Origin of the sequence: Buchnera aphidicola (Mollitrichosiphum nigrofasciatum), from assembly GCF_039388045.1 — a bacterium.
Lineage (GTDB): Bacteria > Pseudomonadota > Gammaproteobacteria > Enterobacterales > Enterobacteriaceae > Buchnera_K > Buchnera_K aphidicola_B.
Window position 1 is genome coordinate 167,545 of the sequence record NZ_CP135015.1, and the last position, 20,385, is coordinate 187,929.

A 20,385-nucleotide genomic window follows, 5' to 3' on the forward strand; every position below is an offset into this window, starting at 1 on the left:
AATAATAAAAAATTTGTAAATATAAAGTTGTAATAAATACATTTAATAGTTTTATATTATAAATTTAAAATACTTTATATATATAATATATTATTTTTAATATTTAAAATATTGTTTTTTTTAGTAAATTTTTTTAGTAAATATTTTTTAATATTTATTATAATATAGTTCTTTTAATTTTTTTTTAAAAAAATAAAATTTAAATTTAAAATTTTTTAACGGATTTTGCTTTAAATTGTTAGTTAAAATATTAAATATTTTATTAAATTTTTAATTATAATTAGAATGATAAGTTTTTTTAAAAAAAATCTAATAATAAAAATTTTATTATAATGATTGAATTTTTTATTTATGTTGTTAAAATTTTTTATTATTATTTTAATATTTTAAATTAAATTCTAGATATTAAAATATTTTTTATAATATTTTAAGTTACTATCATAATTAAGATTTTTAAAAGTAATATTTAACATTTTTATTATTTTTATTAAGGATAATTGTGAATAATATAAGATGTAATTTATTGATAAATGAAATTTTTGGTTTTTTGCCACATAGATATCCGTTATTGTTAATTGATAGAATTATAATATTAAAAAAATTTATAAATATTTGTGTTTTAAAAAATGCAACAGTAAATGAATCTTTTTTTTTAGGTCATTTTAAAAATAATCCTATTTTTCCTGGTGTTTTAATTATTGAAATTATTGCTCAAGCTGCTTTGATGTTATTATTTTATAGTTTTAAATGTCACTTTTATAAAGAAAGAAATTTTTTTTTGGCTGGAATTAAAAAAACTTTTTTTAAAAAATCTGTTATACCAGGCGACCAAATGATTATTAATGTTTCTTTAATTAAAATAGTTTTTAAAAATTTCTTTTTTAATGGTTCTGTAATTGTTAAAAATAATATTGTGTGCAAATCTGAAATAATTTGTTCTTTTTAAAATTATTTTTTAATAGTTTATTTTATAAAATATTATTATTTTTAAAATAATGTTTCAATATTATATGTTTTAATTTTTTATGTTTATAGGAATAAAATCTTGCAACCAAAATTTATACATTTGCGTGTACATAGTGATTATTCATTAGTTGAAGGGTTAGCGAAACCATGTGAATTATTGCATCATGCTAATACTTTAAATATGCCTGCTATTGCTATAACAGATTATAATAATTTTTATGGAGTTATAAAATTTTATCAGGCAGCTTATAAATATGGAATTAAACCTATTATTGGAATAGATGTACTTTGTAGTTCGAAAATTATGAAAAATGAGAATTACAAAATAACTTTATTAGCTAAAAATAATACAGGGTATAAAAATTTAATTGCTTTGATTTCAAAATCTTATATAGAAAAAATTAATAATTCACAAGCTATTATTAAACAGAATTGGTTAAAAAAATATCATAAAGGTATAATAATATTATCAGGAGGTATTTTTGGAGATATTGGTAAGAGCATAATATTTAATAACGATAAAAATATTATTTTATGTTTAGAATTTTATAAAAAGTATTTTGCAAATAATTTTTATATTGAAATTACTAAAACTGGACGTATAAACGAGTTGTTATATTTAAATAAGGTAATAAAATTATCTGTTTTATATAACATACCAGTTGTTGCTACTAATGATGTATGTTTTATAAGAAAAAATGATTTTTACGCACATAAAATTAGAGTTGCAATTAATCAAAGTTGCACTTTAAATAGTTTGCATTTTGTACATAATTATAGTGATCAACAATACATGCGTAGTGAATTAGAAATGTGTGCTATTTTTTCAGATCTTCCTAATAGTTTACAAAATAGTGTAGAAATAGCTAAGCGGTGTAATGTAAATATTTGTTTAGATCAGTATTTTTTACCAAATTTTCCTACTGGTATTAAAAATTCTTATGATTTTTTAAAAAATAAAAGTAAATGTGGTTTAAAAATAAGACTTAAAAGTTTATATCCTAAAAAAAAAAAACGAATCAGTAAAAGTGTGAAATATTTTAAACGATTATATCATGAATTAAATGTGATTAAAAAAATGGGTTTTTTAGATTATTTTCTTATTGTTATGGAATTTATTCAATGGGCTAAGAATAAAAATATACCTGTTGGTCCTGGAAGAGGTTCTGGAGCTGGTTCGTTAGTAGCTTATGCATTGAATATTACTGAATTAGATCCAATTACATTTAAATTATTATTTGAACGTTTTTTAAATCCTGAAAGAGTTTCTATGCCTGATTTTGATATTGATTTTTGTATGGAGAAAAGAGATAAAGTTATTGAACATGTAGTGAAACGTTATGGTAAAAAATCTGTTGCTCAAATTATTACTTTTGGTACAATGACTGCAAAAGCTGTAATACGTGATGTAGGTAGGGTTTTAGGTTACCCTTATGGTTTTATTAATCATATATCAAAATTAATTCCTTTAGATGTAGGTATTACTTTAGAAAAAGTTCTATCCTTAGAGTGCGCTTTTACAGATTTATATTATAATGATGATGAAGTTAAAATTATTGTAAATTTAGCAAAGCAATTGGAAGGTGTAACACGTAATGTAGGTAAACATGCGGGTGGTTTAGTTATTGCTCCAACGAAAATAATTGATTTTGTACCTGTATATTGTGATGATTCAGGAAACAATCCAGTGACTCAGTTTGATAAAAGCGATATAGAGAAAATTGGTCTTGTAAAATTTGATTTTTTAGGTTTACGTACTTTAACTATAATGCATCGAACTATTAAAATGATTAATAAAAAATTTAAATTAAGTAAAAAAAAAAAAATAAATATTAATTCAATTAATTTATATGATAAAAATAGTTTTGATTTATTGCGTACTGGTAATACTAGAGGTGTTTTTCAATTAGAATCTCTTGGAATACAAGATTTAATAAAACGTTTACAACCAGATTGTTTTGAAGATATTGTGTCTTTAGTGGCTTTGTTTCGTCCTGGGCCATTACAATCTGGTATGGTAGATAATTTTATTAATAGAAAAAATGGAAGAGAAGTTATTTTTTATCCTGATAAAAAATGGCAACATCGATTATTAAAACCCATTTTACAATCAACATATGGAATTATATTATATCAAGAACAAGTTATGAAAATTGCGCAAGTTTTGGCTGGTTTTACTTTAGGTAGTGCTGATATATTACGTAGAGCAATGAGTAAAAAAGATATTAAAGATATGAATAAACAACGCCTTGCTTTTAAAACAGGCGCTATAAGAAATGGTATTAGTTCAACTTTTGCATTAAAAATTTTTAATTTATTAAATAAATTTTCTGGATATGGTTTTAATAAATCACATTCTGTTGCGTATGCTTTAATTTCTTATCAAACTTTATGGTTAAAAACACATTACCCTTCTCAATTCCTTGCTTCAGTTATGACGGCAGAAATGGATAATAAAGAAAAGTTAATTGCTTTAGTAGAAGAAGCACATTTATTTAATATAAAAATTATAAGCCCGAATATTAATAAAAGTAAATATTATTTTCATGTTCATGATTCTGGAAATATTGTATATGGTTTAGGAGCAATTAATGGTATAGGTAAAAATGCTATATTTTATTTAATTAAAGAAAGAAACATTAATGGCAAGTATATTAATTTTTATGATATTCTTAAAAGAACTGATAGAGCAATTATTACGAAAAATATATTTAAAAAATTGATTTTTTCTGGAGCTTTTGATTGTTTAAAATTAGATCGTTTTTTTTTAAAAAATAATTTAGAATATTTTTTAAATTGGTCTAAACAATATTGGAAAAACAAACTTAATAAGCAAGTCAGATTATTTATAGATGAAAATTACGAATTGATAGAATTACAATATAAATTTTTAAATCATAAAATTTCATGGTCAAATTTAGAGAAATTATATTTTGAAAGGGAAGCTTTAGGTTTTTATTTGACTGGTAATCCAATTAACGAATATTTTAAAAAAGCTTTTATTTATACAAAAGGTTTGCGTATTAAACATTTAAATTCTAGTTTTTGTAATAAAAAAATATGTGTTTTTGGTATAATTTCTTCTATTAAAATTAAATTTATAAAAGATAATAAACGTATTGCTATTTTAATAATAAACGATCATTTTGATAAATTATCAGTGATAATTTATGATGTTTTATTAAATAAAATTGAAAATATTTTAGATAAAGATAATGTAATAGTTATTTTTGGTACTTTAAGAATGAATAAATTTATTAATAAATTTAATTTAATTGCTTTTACTTGTAAAATTATTACGTGATTTTTTTTTTAATATTTTATGTATGTATTTAAATATATCTTTAATTTTGAATATTTTTTTTTCTCCTGTTTTTCTATTTTGATATTCTAATTCTTTATTTTGAATATATTTATTACTGACTATAATATTATGTGGAATTCCTATTAATTCTATTTCTGAAAAAATTATCCCTGTTCTTTCTATTTTATCATAAAAAAATACATCAATATTTTGTTCTTTAAAGGTTTTATATATTTTTTCTGATATTAATTTAACTTTTTTATTTTTCTTTATTTGTATAGGTATTATAGATACAGTAAAAGGCGCAATAGCATTAGGCCAAATTATACCCTTATGATCATTATTTTGTTCAATAATAGCTGCAATTAATCTCGTAATGCCTATACCATAACAACCCATATATATATATTTTTTATTTTTATTATTATCTTTAGTGTATATATTCATAATTTTGGAATATTTTACACCTAATTGAAATATATGACCTATTTCAAGTTTTTTTTTTTTTATTTTTTTTTTTTTTTTAATATTTTGCATACTTTCTGTAATAGTTACAAATTCATGTGATAAACCATCACCAATATTACCACCATCTGCTTTTTCAATTTTAAATTGTACATTCATTTTTTTAAATATTTTTTTATATATTTTGGACATTTTTTTGTAGGTTTTTTGTAAAGATTTTTTACTTATGTCGAAAGAATATGCATCTTTCATAATAAATTCTTTAGAACGTATTACACCATAACTTGGCCGAATTTCATCTCTAAATTTCGTTTGAATTTGAAAAAATAATATAGGAATATTTTGGAAAATTTTGACATTTTTTTTTATTAATTGGGTAATTATTTCCTCATTGGTTGGTGATAATATAAATTTTTTTTTTTTACGATCATTAATTTTAAATAACTCTTTACCATATAATTTTAAACGACCGCTTTTTTTCCATATTTCTGACGATTGTAAAATTGGCATATATATTTCTATACCATTAATTTTTTTCATATAATATCTAATTATTCTTTTAATTTTTTTTAATATCCTGTATCCTAAAGGCAACCAGGTGTATAAACCTGAAGAGTTTTTTTGAATTATACCAGATCTTAACATGTATTCATTACTGATTAGTTCAGCGTTTTGAGGTTTTTCTTTGATAGTAAATAATGGATATTTAGTAATTCGCATATTATATATATTTTATTAATGGATTTTAAAAATTATAACATATTTTTTTTTTTTTTTNCTTTTTTTTTTTAAAAATTATATTTATATATTTTATTGTATTATGTACATTAAATATATTATAATATTTAAAGAATATTTTTATTTTTAATAATAACTTTTTAAATTAATAAATATGTGTGGTATGAATAGTGAACAAAAAACAGAAAAACCAACTTCTTATAGATTAAAAAAAAATCGCGAAATTGGAAATAACATTTATTTTAAGGAGCTTAATACTTTAGTAATATTATTAACAATAATAGCATATTTTTGGATATATAAAAAAAAAATAACTTCTAATTTAATTAATGTATTGCAATATAGTTTAAAGTTTGATTTATCTTATTTTGGTGAGTTTTTTTATTTTATATTTATTCATTTTTTGTATATTTTTTGTATTATATTTTTGGTAAATATATTTTTTCCATTATTGCAAGGTCATAAATTTGTAAAATTTAATAAACTGATTATAAATTTTAAAAATATTAGTTTGAAACAAAGATTGATGAATATTTTTTCTTTTAACAAGATATATGAATCTCTGAATTGTATGATGAAAATTTTACTTATGAATTTGATTTATATAATTTATTGTGTAATTTTATATGAGCAATTATTTATATTATCTGTAAATAACACATTTAAAAATACTATATCAATATATACTTATATAGTATATGTTTTTTATCTTTTACTGTTATTTTCTTATTTACCAATTGTTATATTTGATATTATATCTACTAAAATAAATTATTTTAATCTTTTAAGTATGACAAAAACAGAAGTAAAAGAAGAGAAAAAATTTTTAGAAGGTAATGATTTAAATAAAAAACGTATTTTCAAAAATATGCATGAACTTATTGAAAATAATAATATAAAGAATTTTTTACATTCCGATATTTTTTTTATTGATACAAAAAAAAAGAAGCTTATTTCTATCAGATATAATATTGAAAAAAATAATTTACAATTAATTTTTAAAATTTCTGGTTTAATAATATTTAAAATAAAAAAATTAGCAAAAGATAATAAAATCCCAATTGTGCGATCTTCTCATTTAATAAAAATTTTATATAAAAATTTACATATTAATCAAAAAGTACCTGATTGTCATGCAGGAGAAATTATAAAAATTATTAATTGGATAAAAATATTTAACAAATGGAAAAAATATGGTGGCTTATATCCTAAAAAACCTTCTTCTTTTGTGTTTCATGTGTTGTAAATTTTGGAAAAAAATTTAAATGAATAAGTTACGTTCTTTATTTTTTAATATGCGTGATTTTGAACTAATTTCTTGGAAAACTTTAATTACCCCTATTTTTGTTTTAATTTTATTAATTATGATTATTTTACCTTTACCACCGTTTTTTTTAGATTTGTTATTTACTTTTAATATTTCTATTTCAGTAATAATATTATTAGTAACTATGTTTGTGCATAATATTTTGGATTTTTCTGGTTTTCCAGTTATTTTATTATTTATAACATTATTGCGTGTTTTTTTAAATGTAGCGTCTGCAAGAGCTATTCTTTTGTATGGTCATAATGGTACTTGCGCTGTTGGTCATGTCATTGAATCTTTTGGTAAGTTTTTAGTTGGTGGAAATTTTTCTATTGGAATAATAATATTTATAATATTAGTAATAATTAATTTTATGGTTATTACTAAAGGTGCTGAAAGAGTTGCTGAAGTAAATGCGCGTTTTATATTAGATAGTATGCCAGGTAAACAAATGTCTGTAGATTCTGATTTAAATGCTGGAATAATAAATAATGATCAAGCTAAGAAAAAACGCAAAAATATTTCTAAAGAATCTGATTTTTATGGTTCTATGGATGGTGCAAGCAAATTTATAAGAGGTGATGCTATTGCTAGTATTTTAATATTAGTGGTAAATATTTTTGGAGGTTTGATTATTGGTGTAATGCAACATGGTTTAACACTTTTTCAGGCTTTAGATATTTATACTTTGTTGACTATTGGTGATGGTTTAGTTGCACAAATACCTGCATTAGTTATTTCTACAGCAGCTGGGATTATTGTAACTCGAGTAAATTGCAAACAAGATTTAAGTTTTCAAATTGTAGAACAGTTATTTTATAATCCTAAAGTTATTTTTTTTAGTGCTATGGTTATAGGTGTTTTTGGTTTAATACCAGGTATGCCTAATTTTGTTTTTTTATCTTTTTCTTCTGTAATGTTTTTTATATTTTATAAAATATGGGACTTAAATGATATTAAAAATAATTATGCATGGCAAGATGATCAAATAAAATCGAAATATTTGTCTAATATTTCTTGGGATGATATGAAATTAGAAGATATTATAAGACTCGAGTTAGGAGATAATTTATCTTATTTATTAATTGATAAAAAAAAAAAAATAAAATTTTTACATCTTATTACTGTCATAAGACAAAATATTGCTAATGATGTTGGTTTTTTACCTCCTTCTATACATATTTGTAATAATTTTAATCTCGGCGCTTTTGAATATCGTTTTTATATAAAAGGAATAGAAATATCTACAGGTGAGATTTTTTTTGATTTAATTATGGCCGCTGATTTAGGTGGGGCTAAGAAAAATATTTTCTTAAATAAAATTTTAAAGCCAACATTTGGTTTTACAGGTTTTTGGATTGAAAAATCTTTAAAAAATTTAGCTAAAGAATCAGGATATACTATTTTAAAAATTGAATCTATTATTGTTATGCACTTAAAATATATTATTTTGCAAAATATTCATGAGTTATTGGGAAGAAATGAAGTTAAAAAAATATTATATATAATTAATAAATCATATTTTAAGTTTGCAAAAGATTTAATTCCTAAATTAATTTCTTTAACGACGTTTCATGCAGTTCTTAAAAATTTACTTCATGAACGTATTTTTATTAAAGATATGTATACTATTATTGAATCTTTATTAGAATTTACAAATATTAATAACGGAAATATAAATGATTTAGTTGCCACTGTTAGAATTTCTTTAGGTAAATATATTACACAAAAATTTTTTTATAATCATGATGTAATTAAAGTTATAGGTTTAAATAATACTTTAGAAGATTTATTGTTAAAAATTATTAAAGATGATAATAGTTTAATTATTGATCCTATATTATCTAAAAATATAATAGAACAAGCTAAAATAGCTATTTTCAATCAAATGAAAATTAAAGCGCCATTAGTTTTATTAGTAAATCATAGATTAAGATTTTTTTTAGCTAAATTTTTTAGTTTATCTTTTAATAATCTTACAGTTTTATCTGTTATGGAAATTGTATCTAATAAGAAAATTTGTATTACGAATTTTATTAATTATACATATTAATTATATTATATTTTTATTACATTTGCTTTAATGTGCTAATTCCTAATATATATAATCCTATTTTTAGTGTTTTTTTAATTATTAAAATCAATTTTAAACGGGTTATTTTTTTTTTAATGCTTGCAAATAAAATTGAATATTTTTCATAAAATAAAGAAAATATTACTGATAAATCATATAAGTAATTACATAATATATGTAAAGATCCCTTTTTTTGGGTTTCTAATAATATTTCTTCAAATTGTAATAATTTTATAGATATATTTAATTCTGTTTTATTTTTTAATGATATGTATTTTTTTTTTAAATATTCTTTTTTTTTAATTTTTTTGAAAATAGAAATTATACGAGTATATGAGTATTGTATATAAAGAGCGGTATTTCCATTAAAAGATAATATATTTTTCCAATTGAATATGTAGTTTTTTTCTCTATTTTTTGATAGATCAGAATATTTTATTGCACCTATTCCAATTTTTTCTCCTAAATATTGTAGTTTTTTTTTGGAAATAGTAGGTTTTTTTTTTAAAATTATTTTTTTTGCATTAATTATAGATTTTTTAATTAATGATGTTAATTTTATTATATTTCCAGATCTGGTTTTAAAAGGTTTATTATTTTCTTTTAACATCATGCCAAAGTTATGGTGTTCGAGAATCATATTTTTTGGAATATAACCTGCTTTTTTACTTATTTCCCAAACTTGTTGTAAATGTCTTTTTTGACGAGAATCTACATAATATATTATACGTTTAGCTTTTAATTTTTTATATCTGTATTTTATACAAGCAATATCTATTGTGGTATATAAAAATGATCCGTTTTTTTTTTGTATTACTACGCCCATATTTTGACCATTTTTATTTTTAAATTTTTTTAAAAAAACTATTATTTTTCCATTTTTTCGAATTGCTATTTTTTTTTTAATAAGATCTTTTATTATTTTAGGAATCATATAATTATATGAACTTTCACCCATAATGTGTTTTTTTTTTAAATTTACTTGTAATTTTTTATATATTTTTTGATTTTTTTTTATTGTTATTTTTACAATTTTTTTCCATATAGATATGTATTTTATATCACCATTTTGTAGTTTTATTGTGCATTGTTTTGCTTTTTTTTTAAAATTTTTATTTTCATTATATTTTTTTTTAGCTTTGATGTATAAATTGTTTATTTTTTTTAATGATGTATTTTTATTTATTGGTATATGAGATAAGTATGCAATTAATATACCAAATTGAATACCCCAATCTCCAATATGATTTACTCGTATTATGTTATATCCTAAAAATTTCATTAAACGAGCGGTAGCATCACCTAATATAGTAGAGCGCAAATGCCCTACATGCATTTCTTTGGCAATGTTTGGAGAAGAATAATCAATTACGACGGTTTTTTTTTTTTTAAATTCAATATTTAATCTTTTTGTGAAAATTTTTTTTTGTATGTTTTTTTCTAACCAATTTTTTGCGAAAGATATGTTAATAAACCCTGGTTGTGAAATAATAATTTTAGATATTCCTATTAAATTAATATTTTTTGCAATTATAGTAGCTAAATTATATGCGTTGATATTTAATATCTTCGCAATCTTCATAACATTATTTATTTGATATATTCCTAAATTTTTATTTATGCTTTTTTGTATTAATGGGGGTTGTATTTTATATATTTTATTTAAAATAAAAGATTTTTTAAATTTTTTTTTTATAAAATATTTCATGTTCATGAAATTTACCTATTATAAATATTTATTAAATTTCTGTTTTAAATAGTAATTTTATTATTATTATGATAATATATCTATCAAATTTATCTAATTTAAAATTATTTAAAATATTTTATTATAAATAATTAAAATTTGTTGACTTTTAAAAAAAAAGCTGTACTATTTAAAAAGTTAGGAATACAAAGCTCTTTAAAAATATATCAAATAATTTTTCTGGGTGCTGGTAAATTAAAAACGTTACCTTTTTAAGTAATTTTAAAACTTAAATTGTTTTATTTAAGTTCCAAGTTTTTAATTGAAGAGTTTGATCATGGCTCAGATTGAACGCTAGCGGCAAGCTTAACACATGCAAGTCGTGCGGCAGCGTAAAAAATTTATTTTTTGACGGCGAGCGGCAAACGGGTGAGTAATATCTGGGGATCTACCTTAAAGAGGGGGATAACTACTGGAAACGGTAGCTAATACCGCATAATGTTGAAAAACCAAAACAGGGGATCTTTATAGACCTTGTGCTTTTTGATGAACCCAGACGAGATTAGCTGGATGGTGAGGTAAAGGCTTACCAAAGCAACGATCTCTAGCTGGTCTGAGAGGATAACCAGCCACACTGGAACTGAGACACGGTCCAGACTCCTACGGGAGGCAGCAGTGGGGAATATTGCACAATGGGCGCAAGCCTGATGCAGCTATGCCGCGTGTATGAAGAAGGCCTTAGGGTTGTAAAGTACTTTCATCGAGGAAGAAAAATGTAAATATAATACATTTACATCTTGACGTTACTCGAATAAGAAGCACCGGCTAACTCCGTGCCAGCAGCCGCGGTAATACGGAGGGTGCTAGCGTTAATCAGAATTACTGGGCGTAAAGAGCTCGTAGGCGGTATATTAAGTCAGATGTGAAATCCCTAGGCTTAACCTAGGAACTGCATTTGAAACTGATAAACTAGAGTATCGTAGAGGGAGGTAGAATTCTAGGTGTAGCGGTGAAATGCGTAGATATCTGGAGGAATACCTGTGGCGAAAGCGACCTCCTGGACGAATACTGACGCTGAGGTGCGAAAGCGTGGGGAGCAAACAGGATTAGATACCCTGGTAGTCCATGCCGTAAACTATGTCGACTTGGAGGCTGTTTCTTAAGAGATGACTTCCGAAGCTAACGCATTAAGTCGACCGCCTGGGGAGTACGGTCGCAAGGCTAAAACTCAAATGAATTGACGGGGGCCCGCACAAGCGGTGGAGCATGTGGTTTAATTCGATGCAACGCGAAAAACCTTACCTGGTCTTGACATCCATAGAATCTCTCAGAAACGAGAGAGTGCCTTCGGGAGCTATGAGACAGGTGCTGCATGGCTGTCGTCAGCTCGTGTTGTGAAATGTTGGGTTAAGTCCCGCAACGAGCGCAACCCCTGTCCTCTGTTGCCATCGGTTTGGCCGGGAACTCAGAGGAGACTGCCGGTTATAAACCGGAGGAAGGTGGGGACGACGTCAAGTCATCATGGCCCTTACGACCAGGGCTACACACGTGCTACAATGGCGCATACAAAGAGATGCAACTCTGTAAAGATAAGCAAACCTCATAAAGTGCGTCTTAGTTCGGACTGGAGTCTGCAACTCGACTCCACGAAGTCGGAATCGCTAGTAATCGTGTATCAGAATGTCACGGTGAATACGTTCCCGGGCCTTGTACACACCGCCCGTCACACCATGGGAGTGAGTTGCAAAAGAAGCAGGTAGCTTAACCTGAAAAGGAGGGCGCCTACCACTTTGTGGTTCATGACTGGGGTGAAGTCGTAACAAGGTAACCGTAGGGGAACCTGCGGTTGGATCACCTCCTTACATTTTTTATGTTTTTAATTTATCAGTACTCAGTAAAATTATTTGATGTATATTTCACAGGCTTGTAGCTCAGTTGGTTAGAGCACACCCCTGATAAGGGTGAGGTCGGTGGTTCAAGTCCACTCAGGCCTATATGTTCAACCAATCTTTTTTATTTTTAAAAAGGGGCTGTAGCTCAGCTGGGAGAGCGCCTGCTTTGCACGCAGGAGGCCAGCGGTTCGATCCCGCTTAGCTCCATTAATATTAATATTTTAATTTTGAGCGTGTAAAATGATTAAAAATAATGATTTTTGTAGAAAAATCATTCTTGATATAGAAACTACTGGTATGAATTTTTCTGGTCCTTTTTATAAAGGACATAAAATAATAGAAATTGGCGCTGTAGAATTATTTAATAGAAATTTAACTGGTAAAAATTTTCATGTATACATTAATCCAGATAGAATAATAGATGATAAAGCTTTCAAAATACATGGAATTGCCGATAATTTTTTAAAAGATAAACCTAAATTTTCTGATATTTTCATAGATTTTTTAAAATTTATTAAAAATTCTGAAATTATTATACATAATGCAAAGTTTGATATTGGTTTTTTAAATTATGAATTAAATAATTTAAAATTAAATATTCAAAGTGTTAATGAAATATGTAAAATAACAGATACTTTAAAAATTGCTAGAAATATGTTTCCAGGTAAAAAAAATAGTTTAGATGCTTTATGCTCTAGGCTTGATATTTCTATTAGAGAACGTTTTTTACATAGTGCTATTTTAGATGCGCAATTACTAGCTAAAGTTTATTTAATTTTAACTAGCATTCAAAAAAAGATTTTATTTAAAGAAGATTTAAATAATAATAATTATAAAGATTATGTGTATTTTAATTCTGAAATATTTTTAAAAAAAGCTAATTTAAAAGAAAAAAATTTACATGAAAGTTATATAAAAAAAATACGTAAAAAAACAGGTTTTTGTTTATGGAAAAATAAATAATAATAAATTATTTTAAATAATTATTATATATTTAAAGTTTTATGGTGCGGTAGTTCAGTTGGTTAGAATATCGGCTTGTCACGCCGGGGGTCACGGGTTCAAGTCCCGTCCGCACCGAATTATTAATTGGTGGATTTATTTTCTATAAAAATATGAAAAAAAAATATATAGTAACTTGGGATAATTTACATTTTTTTACTAGAAAATTAGTTAAAAAAATAATATATACAAGAAATTGGGAAAAGATAATTGCAGTAAGTAGAGGTGGTTTGGTATCTGCTTCTATTATATCAAGAGAACTAAATATCCGCTATGTTGATACTTTGTGTATATCTAGTTATGAAGTTACAGATTTTAAAAAAACTAAGATTTTAAAAAATTCTTCTTTTTTAGGAAAGAATGTTTTAATTGTAGATGATTTAGTAGATACTGGTTCTACAGCAAGATTTATTCGAAATATGTACCCTGACGCATATTTTGTAACAATTTTTGCTAAACCTATGGGAAAAATATTTGTAGATAAATATGTTGTTGATATATCACAAGATACATGGATTGAACAACCTTGGGATATGCATTGGTCATATATTAAACCTATTAAAAATTTAAATATAAATTAAAAATTTTTATTAAAATTGTAATAATAAAATTTTAAAAGATAAATATATTTATTATAATAAAAATATAAAAAATATTTTTATATATTTATTGATTATTTTTATAATTAATCAGTTTTATTTTATATTTTTTAATATTTAAAAAGGATTTTTTATGGAAAATAAAAATATTAATGTAAATAAAAACTTAAATAATAAAAAAACAATGGATATTCTAGAAATAATTACTAAAAAAATTGCAAATATTAAAAAAAAATATATTCAAGAAAAAACAGATTTAAAGTTAAATTTTAAAAAAATTAAAAATAGGTTAAATAAAGAACTAGAAAATACTTATAAATTTTCATTAGAAAAGAAAATAACAGATTTTTTACCTATTATTGATAGCATTGATCAAGCAGTTATATTAGGAAAAAAAAATTCAAAACATAATATTTTGGATAAAAAAATATTGTATTTATCAAAATTGTTTAAATTATTTTTAAGAGATATGAATGTAAACATTATTAATAAAAAAAATATACCATTTAATCCAGATTTACATGCAGCAATATCTATACAGATTTCTAAAGATTTTCCAGAAAATACTGTTCTTTTCATTATGCAAAATGGATATATTTTAAATAATAGATTATTGCGTCCTGCAATGGTAGTAGTATCTAAAAAATAATTTAATTTAAAATTTTATATTATTAATATGTTAAATTTAAAAATATTATGTTAAATAATAAAAAATCTATAATTTGCATTAATAAAAAAGCACAATATTCTTATTATATTAAAGATGTTTATTATTCTGGTTTAGTTTTAAAAGGTTGGGAAGTTAAATCATTAAGATTTAAAAAAGTTGATATTAGTAATGCTTACATATCTATAATTAATAATGAATTTTTTTTAATCAATTCTACAATAAATGTTTTACCTATAATTAATACATTTACTGATATAAATATAAAAAGAAAAAGAAAACTACTTTTAAAAAAAATGGAAATTAAATTTTTATCTTTAGCACTTAAGAAAAAAGGCATTACTTGCATTGCATTATCTTTGTTTTGGAAAAATAATTGGTGTAAATTAAAATTTGCATTATCTCAGGGAAAAAAAAAAATAGATAAACGTTTTAAAATAAAGCAAAATGACTGGAAAATAGATAAAATGCGTTTACAAAAAAAAAATTTTAAAAAAATAACATAAGGTTTATATGATTTGTCAAAATGAAATAGATGAATATTGGATGAATTATGCTTTAAAATTTGCTAAAGAAAATTATTTAAATTATGAAATTCCTATTGGGGCGATATTAATTTTAAATAATAAAATAATAGGATTTGGAACTAATTTATCTACAAAAAATAATGATCCTACTGCTCATGCTGAAATCCTTGCTTTACGCCAAGGTGGTTCTTATATTAAAAACTATCGTTTATTAGAAACTACATTGTATGTTACATTAGAACCATGTATTATGTGTTTAGGGGCAATTGCGCATAGTAGAATAAAACGTTTAGTTATTGGAGCTATATCTAAGAAAATTTTAAATTTTCAATTATGTAAATTATGTAAATATTATAAAATTTACGATGTTTTATTTTCAAAAGTTATAGTTAAAAAAATGGTTTTTAAAAAAAAATGTTCTTTTTTATTAAAAAATTTTTTTAAAAAAAAAAGATAAAATACTACTTTTCTAAAATAACTAATGTGTAAATATATTTTTTCTCATATGTTATAGTTAAGTGTTTTCTTGTAATTTTATTTTTTTTAGCATAGTATTTAGCATAATTTAAGAATTTTAATTTTGGTCTTCCAAATCTGGTATAAAATAACTCAAAATTTTTAAAATTTATTTTATTTCTTATTCCTGATCCTAATGCTTTACAACATGCTTCTTTAACTGCAAACATTTTTGCTAAAAATTTAGTTTTATATGTTTCTTTAAAATATTTCTTTAATTCTTGATTAGTTAAAATTTTTTTTGCAAATTGTGAACCGTTTTTTTTTCTTATTTTCTTTATTCTAGATATATTTAATATATCATTTCCAATGCCAAATATTGTCATATATTTATATTATTTTATTGAAATATTTGATTATTTTTTTTGATTTACCCAAATATATAAATGAGTTTTTTTATTTAAAAATTTTTCAATGTTTTTACGGGATAGTTTACTGCATTTTTTAATTATTTCACCTTTTTTTCCTATAATTATTTTTTTATGTCGTTTGTGAATTACAAATATTGTCGCATCTATAAAATAAGAAAACAAATTTTTTTTAAAAGTATTAATTTTAATTTCAATAGTGTCAGATAATTCATGTTTTAATAATTTAATACATTGTTCTCGAATTAGTTCTGAAATAAAAAATTTTTTTGAATCATTTATAGTGATGTTATTTTTATATTTGTGTTTTTTTATAGGTAATAATGATTTTATTGTTTTAAACAATATATTAATGTTTTCTCCTGTAAGTGAAGAAATTGGTATTATTTCTGTTATTTTTTTTTCTTTAAATTGTTGTAAAAATGGTAACAATATATTTTTATTTTTAATTTTATCTATTTTATTTATAACTAAAATTATATGTGTTTTTTTTTTTTTTATTTTTTCAAAAATATATTTTTCTATATTACTCCAATATATTAATTCAATTACGAAAATAATTATATCTATTTTAGTGTTTATGTAAAATTTTTTTCTTTTAATTGTATTATTATTTTTATATTCTAAACCTGGTGTATCAATATAAATATATTGATAGTATTTATTTGTTATTATAGATTTTATGTTTTTTTGTGTTGTGTTTTTTTTATAAGATACAATAGATATTTTTTTATTAGTTAATCTATTTAATAAAGTAGATTTACCAACATTAGTTTTACCTATTATCAATATTTTTCCACAGAAATATTTTTTTTTTTTATTCACTTTATTCCTAATTTATTTAATGCAAATTGAGCAGAATTTTGTTCTGCTTTTCGTTTATTTTCGCCTGTTCCAATTAAATTTTCTGAAATTCCCTGAATTGTGCAATTAATTGTAAAAGCTTGTTTATGGGCTTTTCCATATACTTGTATTATTAAATATTTAGGTAAAGGTAAATGTTTAGATTGTAAGTATTCTTGTAAACGTGTTTTAGCATCTTTTTTTATTTTTATTGGGTTAATTTTTTTAAAACGTTTTTTATACCATTTTAATATTAAAATTTCAATAGTAATTATATTACTATCTAAAAAAATACTCCCTATTAATGCTTCTACTGTATTAGCTAAAATAGATTTTCTTTTTATACCTCCACTTTTTAATTCACCTTGACCTAAATTTAAAAATACTCCTAAATTAAATTTATAAGCTATTTGTGTAAGTGTTTTACCTCGAACTAAGAGTGATCTCATTCTACTCATAGTACCTTCATTTACATTTGGAAAGTATTTATATAAAGCTGTAGAAATAACATAATTTAATATTGAATCTCCTAAAAATTCTAATCTTTCATTATGTGCACTACTTGCGCTTCTATGTGTTAATGCTTGATAAAGTAAATCAACTTTTTTAAATTTATACCCTAATGTTTGTTGTATTTTTTTAATTATAATATAATTCATGTTATACCATTTAAATAATTTATTTACATTATTTATTTAAGATATATTTTATTTATTTAATAATTTATTTAAATTAATGCTATTTATATGTTTCATATTAATTTATTTTATTTAAAATTCTATTGTTAGAATTTTTTAAAAAATAATTTGTATTTTTTATACAATTAAATAAAATATTAGTTGCTTTCCCTACAATTTCTTCTTCAGAAATTACGCCCCAATATCTACTATCAAAACTATCATCTCTATTATCACCCATAACAAAGTAGTATTTTTTTGGTATGTAAAAATGTATTTTTTGTGTTTTTTTTGTGTATTTTTTTTTTAAAATAATTTGTATTTTTTTATTATTTATAATTTCTTGAAAATAATTATAATAATTAAATTTATTGTTATTCTTGATGTAAGAAACAAAGATTTTTTTATAACAATTTTTTTTAAATATATCTTTTTTATAAATATTTAAATTTTTATTATATGTATCATATATTATATATTCTTCAGGTAAACCAATAATTCTTTTTATAAAATATTTATTCGTATTGTAAGGATATTTAAATACTATAATATCTTCTCTTTCAGGAATTTTAAAATTTAATAGAATTTTTTTTGTAAAGGGGTTTTTTATATTATAAATATATTTTGAAACTATTATTATATCTCCAATTAATAAATTTGGATTCATAGAATTAGATGGAATATAAAACAGTTCATATATAAAAGTACGCATAAAAACTACTATTAAAAATGAAATTAGTATTTTTTTTTTTTTTTTAAAAGAAAATATTTGAATAAATATTATAAATATTATAAAAATTATGTAATTTATATACATATATATTCCTTTAAACTAATTTTTATATAATACTTTTAAAAATATTTCTTTTGGTATATTAATTCCGCCTATTTTTTTCATTTTCTTTTTCCCTGCCTTTTGTTTTTCTAATAATTTTCTTTTTCTACTTACATCTCCTCCATAACATTTTGATAAAACATTTTTACGTAGTTGTTTTATATTTGAACGTGCTAGAATTTTTTTACCTATAGCGGCTTGTATTGAAATATTAAATTGGTGTCTAGGAATTAATGTAGATATATTTTTAACTATTTTTTTTGCGTATTTTTGAGCATTTTTTTTGTGCATGATTATAGATAATGCATCAATATTTTCGGAATTGATTAATATTTCTAATTTTATAATTTCTGATTTTTTAAATTTTAAAAAATTATATTCTAATGAAGCATATCCACTAGAAAGAGATTTTAATTTATCGAAAAAATTTAATACTATTTCAGACATAGGTATTTCATATGTTAGTGAAACTTGATGTGTATGATATATTAATTTTTTTTGTACACCGCGTTTTTCAGAACATAATTTCATAATATTACCTAAATATTTAGGTGGTACAAGTATATTACATTCTGCAATTGGTTCTTTTATTAGTTTTATGGTGTTAATTAATGGAAAATTTCCAGGATTATCTAAATATATTGTTTTATCATTTATTAATCTTATTTTGTAAATTACTGTTGGTCGAGTGGAAATTAGTGTTAAATTATATTCTCTTTCTAAACGTGCTTGTGTTATTTCCATATGTAATAAACCTAGAAAACCACATCGAAAACCATGACCTAAAGCAAGAGATTTTTCAGGTTCGTAAAATAAAGCAGAATCATTTAATCTTAATTTTTCTAGAGCTTTTTTAAAAATTTCATATTTTTCAGAAGAATCTGGAAATAAACCAGCAAATATTTTTGGTTTAATTTTCTTAAACCCAATTAAAGGTGATTTTGCTGGGTTTTTATGATATGTTATAGTGCTTCCAATAGGAATCAAAGAGATTTTTTTAATTCCACATACAATCCATCCTACTTCACCACAAAATAATTTTTTTTTTTTTTTTTTTTTTGGTGTAAAAATTCCTAATTTTTCTATTTTAAATGTTTTTTTATTTTCCATAATCTGTATTTCCATATCTTTTTCTATAAAACCATTTTTTATTCTGATTAAAGATACTACTCCAATATAACTATCAAACCATGAATCTATAATTAATGCTTGTAAAGGATTGTTAATATTACCTTTTGGTTTTGGTATTTTTTTTATAATATTTTCTAATAAATTTATAACTCCAAAACCCGTTTTTGCAGAACAATGAACTGCTTTAGCAGCAGAAATTCCTATTATATCTTCAATTTCATTACAAACTTTTTCAGTATTTGCAGTAGGTAAATCTATTTTATTTAATACAGGAATTACTTTTAAATTTAAATCTAATGCTAAATAACAATTTGCTACTGTTTGAGCTTCAACTCCTTGTGTAGCATCAACAATTAATAACGCACCTTCACATGCAGCTAAAGATCTAGAAACTTCATATGAAAAATTTACATGACCTGGGGTATCTATAAAATTAAATTTGTATTTTTTTTTATTTTTTGCTGTGTAGTTAATTGTTACGCTACGTGATTTAATAGTAATACCTCGTTCTTTCTCTAATTCCATAGAATCTAAAACTTGTTCTGACATTTCTCTTTTTGATAAACCTCCACAGATTTGAATAAAACGATCTGATAAAGTAGATTTACCATGGTCTATATGCGCAATAATGGAAAAATTTCTTATTTTTTTCATAATTTTTTATTTTCAATTAATAACTTGTTAATTTAATATATTATTATAAATAATATCTTATAAATATTAAGAATATAAATTTAATTATATAATATTTATTTAATGAGTAAAGATATAAGAATAAGATTTTGTAA

General features: G+C 22.6%; 16 protein-coding genes, 3 tRNA genes and 1 rRNA gene. 13 read left to right on the forward strand and 7 right to left on the reverse strand.

Going from position 1 to position 20,385, the window contains the following annotated elements; all coding sequences use genetic code 11:
* Positions 1 to 499 precede the first annotated feature (499 nt).
* Together fabZ and dnaE are read left to right on the forward strand one after the other, a co-directional pair.
* On the forward strand, positions 500 to 946 hold the full coding sequence (fabZ, locus tag RJT30_RS00790) for a 3-hydroxyacyl-ACP dehydratase FabZ (protein WP_343190449.1): 447 nt from the start codon (positions 500 to 502) through the stop codon (positions 944 to 946).
* A 99-nt stretch (positions 947 to 1,045) separates the two neighbouring features.
* Entirely contained in the window at positions 1,046 to 4,270 is a 3,225-nt protein-coding gene (dnaE, locus tag RJT30_RS00795) for a DNA polymerase III subunit alpha (RefSeq protein WP_343190450.1), read from the forward strand.
* On the opposite strand, the gene RJT30_RS00800 is transcribed toward dnaE, so the two are convergent.
* Positions 4,238 to 5,455: an aminoacyl--tRNA ligase-related protein gene (locus tag RJT30_RS00800; protein ID WP_343190451.1), complete on the reverse strand. Its 1,218-nt coding sequence runs from the start codon at positions 5,453 to 5,455 to the stop codon at positions 4,238 to 4,240. The two genes, dnaE and RJT30_RS00800, sit on opposite strands and share 33 nt — an antisense overlap.
* A 172-nt stretch (positions 5,456 to 5,627) precedes the next feature.
* On the opposite strand from RJT30_RS00800, the gene RJT30_RS00805 reads away from it, so the two are divergent.
* Both RJT30_RS00805 and RJT30_RS00810 read left to right on the forward strand, forming a co-directional pair.
* Positions 5,628 to 6,719, forward strand: a complete 1,092-nt coding sequence (locus RJT30_RS00805; RefSeq protein ID WP_343190452.1) for an EscU/YscU/HrcU family type III secretion system export apparatus switch protein — start codon at positions 5,628 to 5,630, stop codon at positions 6,717 to 6,719.
* Positions 6,720 to 6,738: 19 nt separating this feature from the next.
* Positions 6,739 to 8,832 (forward strand): flagellar biosynthesis protein FlhA, encoded by a 2,094-nt coding sequence (locus RJT30_RS00810; RefSeq protein WP_343190453.1) that lies wholly within the window; start codon positions 6,739 to 6,741, stop codon positions 8,830 to 8,832.
* A 16-nt stretch (positions 8,833 to 8,848) separates the two neighbouring features.
* Here RJT30_RS00810 and argS read toward each other — a convergent pair whose 3' ends face one another.
* Positions 8,849 to 10,567: an arginine--tRNA ligase gene (argS, locus tag RJT30_RS00815; RefSeq protein ID WP_428994215.1), complete on the reverse strand. Its 1,719-nt coding sequence runs from the start codon at positions 10,565 to 10,567 to the stop codon at positions 8,849 to 8,851.
* A gap of 292 nt (positions 10,568 to 10,859) precedes the next feature.
* On the opposite strand from argS, the gene RJT30_RS00820 reads away from it, so the two are divergent.
* The 9 genes from RJT30_RS00820 to tadA all read left to right on the forward strand — a co-directional run bounded on the left by RJT30_RS00820 (position 10,860) and on the right by tadA (position 15,684).
* Positions 10,860 to 12,402 (forward strand): 16S ribosomal RNA (locus tag RJT30_RS00820).
* Positions 12,403 to 12,460: 58 nt separating this feature from the next.
* Positions 12,461 to 12,534: transfer RNA gene (locus RJT30_RS00825), tRNA-Ile, on the forward strand.
* A gap of 32 nt (positions 12,535 to 12,566) precedes the next feature.
* Positions 12,567 to 12,639: transfer RNA gene (locus RJT30_RS00830), tRNA-Ala, on the forward strand.
* 33 nt (positions 12,640 to 12,672) lie between these two features.
* Positions 12,673 to 13,395 (forward strand): DNA polymerase III subunit epsilon, encoded by a 723-nt coding sequence (gene dnaQ / locus RJT30_RS00835; RefSeq protein WP_343190455.1) that lies wholly within the window; start codon positions 12,673 to 12,675, stop codon positions 13,393 to 13,395.
* Between the two features lie 43 nt (positions 13,396 to 13,438).
* A tRNA-Asp gene (locus RJT30_RS00840) sits at positions 13,439 to 13,512 on the forward strand.
* 35 nt (positions 13,513 to 13,547) lie between these two features.
* Positions 13,548 to 14,015, forward strand: a complete 468-nt coding sequence (gene gpt / locus RJT30_RS00845) for a xanthine phosphoribosyltransferase (RefSeq protein WP_343190456.1) — start codon at positions 13,548 to 13,550, stop codon at positions 14,013 to 14,015.
* A 151-nt stretch (positions 14,016 to 14,166) separates the two neighbouring features.
* A complete protein-coding gene (locus tag RJT30_RS00850) occupies positions 14,167 to 14,682 on the forward strand; it encodes a nucleotide exchange factor GrpE (protein WP_343190457.1) in 516 nt (171 codons plus the stop codon).
* Between the two features lie 47 nt (positions 14,683 to 14,729).
* Positions 14,730 to 15,206 carry an SsrA-binding protein SmpB gene (smpB, locus tag RJT30_RS00855; protein WP_343190458.1) on the forward strand — a complete coding sequence of 159 codons (477 nt, stop codon included), beginning with the start codon at positions 14,730 to 14,732 and terminating at the stop codon, positions 15,204 to 15,206.
* A gap of 7 nt (positions 15,207 to 15,213) precedes the next feature.
* Complete coding sequence (gene tadA, locus RJT30_RS00860) at positions 15,214 to 15,684, forward strand: tRNA adenosine(34) deaminase TadA (protein WP_428994216.1); 471 nt, start codon at positions 15,214 to 15,216, stop codon at positions 15,682 to 15,684.
* A gap of 4 nt (positions 15,685 to 15,688) precedes the next feature.
* On the opposite strand, the gene acpS is transcribed toward tadA, so the two are convergent.
* The 5 genes from acpS to lepA form a co-directional block, all read right to left on the reverse strand.
* Positions 15,689 to 16,069: a holo-ACP synthase gene (gene acpS / locus RJT30_RS00865; protein ID WP_343190459.1), complete on the reverse strand. Its 381-nt coding sequence runs from the start codon at positions 16,067 to 16,069 to the stop codon at positions 15,689 to 15,691.
* Positions 16,070 to 16,099: 30 nt separating this feature from the next.
* On the reverse strand, positions 16,100 to 16,936 hold the full coding sequence (gene era / locus RJT30_RS00870; RefSeq protein WP_343190460.1) for a GTPase Era: 837 nt from the start codon (positions 16,934 to 16,936) through the stop codon (positions 16,100 to 16,102).
* Positions 16,933 to 17,613, reverse strand: a complete 681-nt coding sequence (gene rnc, locus RJT30_RS00875; protein WP_343190461.1) for a ribonuclease III — start codon at positions 17,611 to 17,613, stop codon at positions 16,933 to 16,935. Before rnc ends, era begins: the two co-directional genes overlap by 4 nt.
* Positions 17,614 to 17,710: 97 nt before the next feature.
* Positions 17,711 to 18,448 carry a signal peptidase I gene (gene lepB, locus RJT30_RS00880; RefSeq protein ID WP_343190462.1) on the reverse strand — a complete coding sequence of 246 codons (738 nt, stop codon included), beginning with the start codon at positions 18,446 to 18,448 and terminating at the stop codon, positions 17,711 to 17,713.
* Between the two features lie 15 nt (positions 18,449 to 18,463).
* Positions 18,464 to 20,251: a translation elongation factor 4 gene (lepA, locus tag RJT30_RS00885; RefSeq protein ID WP_343190463.1), complete on the reverse strand. Its 1,788-nt coding sequence runs from the start codon at positions 20,249 to 20,251 to the stop codon at positions 18,464 to 18,466.
* Between the last annotated feature and the right edge of the window lie 134 nt (positions 20,252 to 20,385).

Coding starts and splice junctions, on each gene's coding strand:
- tadA (WP_428994216.1), top strand. CDS start 15,214: ATGATTTGTCAAAATGAAATAGATGAATATTGGATGAATTATGCTTTA.
- lepB (WP_343190462.1), bottom strand. CDS start 18,448: ATGTATATAAATTACATAATTTTTATAATATTTATAATATTTATTCAA.
- rnc (WP_343190461.1), bottom strand. CDS start 17,613: ATGAATTATATTATAATTAAAAAAATACAACAAACATTAGGGTATAAA.
- argS (WP_428994215.1), bottom strand. CDS start 10,567: ATGAACATGAAATATTTTATAAAAAAAAAATTTAAAAAATCTTTTATT.
- gpt (WP_343190456.1), top strand. CDS start 13,548: ATGAAAAAAAAATATATAGTAACTTGGGATAATTTACATTTTTTTACT.
- acpS (WP_343190459.1), bottom strand. CDS start 16,069: ATGACAATATTTGGCATTGGAAATGATATATTAAATATATCTAGAATA.
- RJT30_RS00850 (WP_343190457.1), top strand. CDS start 14,167: ATGGAAAATAAAAATATTAATGTAAATAAAAACTTAAATAATAAAAAA.
- RJT30_RS00805 (WP_343190452.1), top strand. CDS start 5,628: ATGTGTGGTATGAATAGTGAACAAAAAACAGAAAAACCAACTTCTTAT.
- dnaQ (WP_343190455.1), top strand. CDS start 12,673: ATGATTAAAAATAATGATTTTTGTAGAAAAATCATTCTTGATATAGAA.
- RJT30_RS00800 (WP_343190451.1), bottom strand. CDS start 5,455: ATGCGAATTACTAAATATCCATTATTTACTATCAAAGAAAAACCTCAA.
- RJT30_RS00810 (WP_343190453.1), top strand. CDS start 6,739: ATGAATAAGTTACGTTCTTTATTTTTTAATATGCGTGATTTTGAACTA.
- lepA (WP_343190463.1), bottom strand. CDS start 20,251: ATGAAAAAAATAAGAAATTTTTCCATTATTGCGCATATAGACCATGGT.
- smpB (WP_343190458.1), top strand. CDS start 14,730: ATGTTAAATAATAAAAAATCTATAATTTGCATTAATAAAAAAGCACAA.